General features: G+C 44.2%; 4 protein-coding genes. 2 read left to right on the top strand and 2 right to left on the bottom strand.

What is annotated here, in order from left to right:
- Window positions 1-61: 61 nt before the first annotated feature.
- On the bottom strand, window positions 62-2,596 hold the full coding sequence (uvrA, locus tag HZC12_04060; GenBank protein ID MBI5025902.1) for an excinuclease ABC subunit UvrA: 2,535 nt from the start codon (window positions 2,594-2,596) through the stop codon (window positions 62-64).
- A 306-nt stretch (window positions 2,597-2,902) separates the two neighbouring features.
- On the opposite strand from uvrA, the gene HZC12_04055 reads away from it, so the two are divergent.
- Both HZC12_04055 and HZC12_04050 read left to right on the top strand, forming a co-directional pair.
- Window positions 2,903-4,054 carry a methionine adenosyltransferase gene (locus HZC12_04055; GenBank protein MBI5025901.1) on the top strand — a complete coding sequence of 384 codons (1,152 nt, stop codon included), beginning with the start codon at window positions 2,903-2,905 and terminating at the stop codon, window positions 4,052-4,054.
- 17 nt (window positions 4,055-4,071) lie between these two features.
- A complete protein-coding gene (locus HZC12_04050) occupies window positions 4,072-5,331 on the top strand; it encodes an adenosylhomocysteinase (protein ID MBI5025900.1) in 1,260 nt (419 codons plus the stop codon).
- Here the strand turns inward: HZC12_04050 and HZC12_04045 are convergent.
- On the bottom strand, window positions 5,332-5,530 hold a 199-nt coding region (locus HZC12_04045), incomplete at its 5' end, for a diguanylate cyclase (protein ID MBI5025899.1).

The raw sequence follows: 5,530 nt of genomic DNA, 5'->3' as shown, positions 1-5,530 counted from the left end.
GAGAGTAGAAAGTAGAAACTAGACGGTAGATTGGAGCGAAAAGGATTGTTCAGTAACAGCCTCATACGAAAATGCCTTCTTTGCGGGCAGGGTAAACAGTGTCCAGGAGTTTCTTCGTTAAAAATGCCCCGGTATAGGACATCGGATTTTTTGCAACCTCCTCAGGAGTTCCTGACGCCTCTATGCGGCCGCCTTCCTCACCGCCTTCAGGACCGAGGTCAATTATATAGTCTGCATTCTTTATAACCTCGACGTTGTGCTCAATGACTACTACGGTGTTTCCAGCATCTACAAGACTTTTTAATACTTCGAGGAGCCTCTGTATGTCCACAAAGTGAAGCCCTGTTGTGGGTTCATCAAGGATATATAAGGTCTTCCCTGTAGCCCTCTTGCTTAATTCCCTCGATAACTTGACCCTCTGCGCCTCTCCGCCAGAAAGGGTTGTAGCGGATTGACCCAACTGTATATAGCCGAGGCCTACCTCCTCGAGGGTGCCGAGTTTATGTTTGAGGGGCGGGATGGAGATGAAGAACTCAAGGGCCTGGCTTACAGTCATATCGAGGACATCAGAGATATTTTTGCCCTTATAAGTTATTTCGAGGGTCTCTTTATTATATCTCTTGCCTTTGCATGTATCACACGGTACATAAATATCAGGGAGAAAATGCATGGCAACCTTCATGAGGCCGTCACCCTTACAGACCTCACATCTGCCTCCGACAACATTGAAGCTAAACCTGCCTGGTCTGTAACCCCTTACCCTTGAATCAGGCAACTGGGAATAAAATTCTCTTATAAAAGCAAAAATGCCTGTATAAGTCGCCGGGTTTGAGCGTGGTGTCCTGCCAATGGGTGACTGGTCAATATGGATTACCTTATCTATGTTCTCTATGCCATCAATGCCCCTGTGCTTGCCGGGGACGACCCCCGATGAGTATAGTTTTCTGACCAGAGCCTTATAGAGTATTTCAAATATCAATGTGCTCTTGCCAGAACCAGACACACCGGTTATGCAGGTAAAAATCCCGAGGGGTATTTTTACATTTATATTTTTAAGATTGAATTCCTGAGCACCTAAAATTGTGATGTAGTCTCTGGGTTTTTTTCTTTTCTCAGGGATGGGAATACTGAGGGCACCACGCAGATAACTACCTGTAAGAGATTGCTTGTTAGCCTGAATCTCTCGCAGACTACCCTCTGCAACCACATAGCCGCCTTTTACACCTGCACCAGGCCCCATATCTATAATGTGATCTGCCCTCCTTATCGTCTCTTCGTCGTGCTCAACGACGATTACAGTATTACCCATTTCTCTAAGGTTGCAGAGGCTGTCTAAGAGTTTTCCGCAGTCTCTATGATGCAGCCCTATACTCGGCTCATCGAGGATGTATAACACACCTGTGAGGGATGAGCCTATCTGAGTCGCCAACCTTATCCTCTGACCCTCGCCTCCTGACAGGCTGAAGGCCGGCCTGTCGAGGCTGAGGTATCCAAGGCCCACTTTATTTAAAAATAATAACCTCTCTTTAATCTCTTTCAGAATTCTCCGGGCAACAAGTGCTTCTCTTTCTTTAAGTCTGAGCCCTTCACAGAAGGCAATAGCCTCTTTTATAGAAAGCCTTGAGAATTCTCCGATGTTTAATTTATTAATCCTTATGCTGAGTGCCTCTTTCCTCAGTCTCAGGCCACCGCAGGCAGGACACGGTCTCAGTATGGGAAATTCTTCTTCCTCTTCGCTTATCCCGTCAAATCCCAATCCATTACATTTAGGACATGCCCCATACTGACTATTAAAGGAAAAAAATCTCGGATTGATTTCAGGGTAACTTACACCGCATCCCGGACATGCAAGCCTGCGGCTGAAAAGAATATCTCTTTTTTCATCAACAATGTTGACTATGACAAGTTCAGAATGCTTCAATGCAAGTTCAATCGCATCTGATACACGTCTGTCAATACCTGGCTTTATAATCAACCTGTCAATAACTATCTCAATATTGTGCCTTTTACGCTTCTCTAAATGTATCTCTCCTGTCAGGTCAACAATCTCACCATCGATTCTTGCCCTGACAAAGCCCTTCTTCCTCGCTTCTGTCAGCTCTTTTTTGTATTCTCCTTTTCTCCCAATGACAATGGGAGAGAGTATCTGTATGCGGCTGCCTGAAGACAGCGCCATTACTGTTTCTATGATTTGCTGTATCCCCTGTGCTGCAATGGAGCTACCACAGTTATAACACTGAGGGATCCCTATCCTCGTATATAAAACCCTGAGGTAGTCGTAAATTTCTGTAATAGTGCCGAGGGTTGATCTCGGATTCTTTGTGGTTGTTTTCTGTTCAATGGCAATGGATGGTGACAGGCCTTCTATGGAATCCACGTCTGGCTTCTGCAACTGCTCAAGAAACTGCCTTGCATAGGCAGAAAGGCTCTCAACATATCGCCTCTGCCCTTCAGCATAGATTGTGTCAAATGCAAGGGAAGACTTGCCCGAGCCAGAGGGTCCTGTGATAACTATAAGCCTGTTCCTCGGTATTTTTATGTCTATATTTTTTAGATTATGAACCCTTGCACCTTTTACTGATATATAATCTATCATCTATTTATTCCTCGTAAAAAGTTAAGAGTTTAGAGTTATGAGTTAAGAGTTTAAAAATCACATAACTTTTCACTTTCAACTTTTCACTTTTAACTTTCAACCCCATAACGGCCTGTGTAATTTATTAGTATTAATCCTTGCAGTTTTACCTCTATTCTGGGGTCAGAGAGTGAGACATTTATAACTATAACCCAAAATTATAAACAGTTGTCAAATAAATTCCCCGCAAAAAAATTCTTTTTCCCCTTGACAATTCAGGTCGAAAAATTATTAAATTTCAGATACTTTTCTTCGGAGGTAATAACCATGAGTAAAACAGACTATTTTTTCACTTCTGAATCTGTTACAGAAGGGCATCCAGATAAAATTGCTGACCAGATTTCAGACGCTATCCTTGATTCTATCATTGCCAAAGACCCGATGGCAAGGGTTGCATGTGAAACCTTAGTTACAACCGGCCTTGCATTTGTAGCAGGTGAGATTACTACAAGCTGTTACGTCCACATACCTGATATAGTCAGGGAAACCATAAGAGATATAGGCTATACAAGAGCCAAATATGGTTTTGATTATGAGACCTGCGCTGTAATCACTTCAATTCATGAACAGTCCTCTGACATTGCTATGGGAGTGGATGTCGGAGGTGCTGGCGACCAGGGCCTCATGTTCGGTTTTGCATGTAACGAAACACCTGAGTTAATGCCTCTGACCATAAGTCTTGCACATAAATTAGCAATGCGGCTATCAGAGGTCAGGAAAAAAGATGTTTTAGGTTATCTCAGGCCAGATGGCAAGACACAGGTAACAGTAGAATATATAGACAGCAAGCCTCATAGGATTGACACCATAGTTATTTCCACACAGCACAGCCCTGACATAACCCTGAAGGAAATGAAAGAAGACATTATAGAGAAGGTCATAAAGCCTGTAATCCCAAAAGAGCTTCTTGATGAAGAAAATATTACCTACCACATCAATCCTACAGGGAGATTTGTTATAGGGGGCCCGCAAGGTGACACAGGCCTTACAGGCAGAAAGATAATTGTAGACAGTTATGGCGGGGTCGGCAGCCATGGCGGTGGATGCTTCTCAGGAAAAGACCCAACAAAAGTTGACAGGTCGGCTTCGTATATGGCAAGGTATGTGGCAAAAAATATTGTGGCCGCAGGGATTGCAGACAGGGCAGAGGTTCAGCTTGCTTATGCAATCGGGGTCCCTGAGCCTGTCTCTATTCTTGTTGATACATTCAGGACAGGCAAGATACCTGATAAAAAAATAGTGGAACTCGTCAGGAAGAACTTTAACCTTACACCCCATGGGATCATCAAAACCCTTGATCTAAGAAGACCGATTTACAAGAAGACCGCTGCATATGGCCACTTTGGCAGAAATGACCCTGAATTCTCATGGGAGAAGACCGATATAGCAGAAACGCTTAAAAAGGGAGCAGGCCTGTAAATAGGAGGAGATACCGGATGAGTAAGCATGATATAAAGGACATTGGTTTAGCAAATAAGGGCCAGCTCAGGATTGAGTGGGCTGCAATGAATATGCCGGTCTTAAAAACAATAAAGGAAAGATTTAATAAGGAGAAACCTCTCAAGGGACTTAAAATTTCAGCATGCCTCCATGTAACAACCGAGACTGCAGTGCTGATGGAAACCCTTAAATCTGGCGGTGCGGATGTTGCCCTTTGTGCCTCAAACCCCCTTAGCACACAGGATGATGTAGCTGCATCTCTCGTTAAAAACCTCAAAATCCCTGTTTTTTCCATCAGGGGAGAAGACAACAAGACATATTACAGGCATATAAAATCTTCTCTCGAGCTCAGGCCACAGATAACAATGGACGATGGCGCAGACCTTGTAAGTACAATACACACGACAGAAAAGAAACTCCTTAAAAACATAATCGGAGGGACCGAGGAGACAACAACAGGTGTCATAAGGCTCAGGGCCATGGCTGATAAGGGTGTTTTAGGTTATCCGATAATTGCAATAAATGACGCCTATACTAAATACCTCTTCGATAACCGGTATGGGACAGGCCAGAGCACTATTGACGGTATCCTCAGGGCTACCAACAGACTGCTCGCAGGCTCTGTGTTTGTGGTTGTAGGTTATGGCTGGTGCGGCAAGGGTGTGGCAATGAGGGCCAAAGGGATGGGCGCCAATGTTATAGTAGCAGAAGTAAACCCCCTCAGGGCATTAGAGGCAACAATGGATGGGTTTAAAATAATGCCAATCAGTGATGCTGCCAGGGTCGGCGATTTCTTTGTGACAGTTACAGGAGATATCAATGTAATTGCAAAGAGCCACTTTGCTCTAATGAAAGATGGGGCAATCATCTGCAATTCAGGCCATTTTAATGTTGAGGTGGCCCTCGATGACCTTAACAGAATGGCAAAGAAAAAAAGAAAGGTAAAAGACTTTGTTGAAGAATATACCCTTCGAAACGGCAAGAGGCTCTATGTCCTCGGCGAGGGGAGGCTTATAAACCTTGCAGCCGCCGAGGGCCACCCATCGTCTGTTATGGATATGAGTTTTGCAAATCAGGCCCTATCAGTGGAATATCTTGCTAAGGAGGGCAGGTCACTTAAAAAAGCTGTATACAGGGTCCCAGAAAAAATAGACAGGGTAGTCGCATCAATGAAGCTTTCTTCAATGGGCATAAAAATAGACAGGCTCACTCCAGAACAGAAGAAATACTTAAAGAGCTGGGAGCTTGGCACATAATTAATGCGACCTCGTAGCCTGGTATTGCTGGAAGGTTACAACCCTGTTTCTGCCCATCTTCTTTGCCATGTACAGGGCATCATCTGCAGCTTTTATTAAACCTTCTCTGTCCATTGCATCATCTGGAAAGGTTGATACGCCGACGCTGACAGTTAGATGTACTTCTTTACTCTCAAGGTTGAAGGTGTGCCGGGCTGTT

The sequence above is a fragment of the Nitrospirota bacterium genome (assembly GCA_016214385.1).
Taxonomy (GTDB): domain Bacteria; phylum Nitrospirota; class Thermodesulfovibrionia; order UBA6902; family JACROP01; genus JACROP01.
The sequence above is the reverse complement of the archived record's forward strand: the minus strand, read 5'-3'. Positions and strand labels throughout refer to the sequence as shown.

Excerpts from the sequence above, each read along its gene's own strand:
- uvrA (MBI5025902.1), bottom strand. The coding sequence starts at position 2,596 with ATGATAGATTATATATCAGTAAAAGGTGCAAGGGTTCATAATCTAAAA.
- HZC12_04055 (MBI5025901.1), top strand. The coding sequence starts at position 2,903 with ATGAGTAAAACAGACTATTTTTTCACTTCTGAATCTGTTACAGAAGGG.
- HZC12_04050 (MBI5025900.1), top strand. The coding sequence starts at position 4,072 with ATGAGTAAGCATGATATAAAGGACATTGGTTTAGCAAATAAGGGCCAG.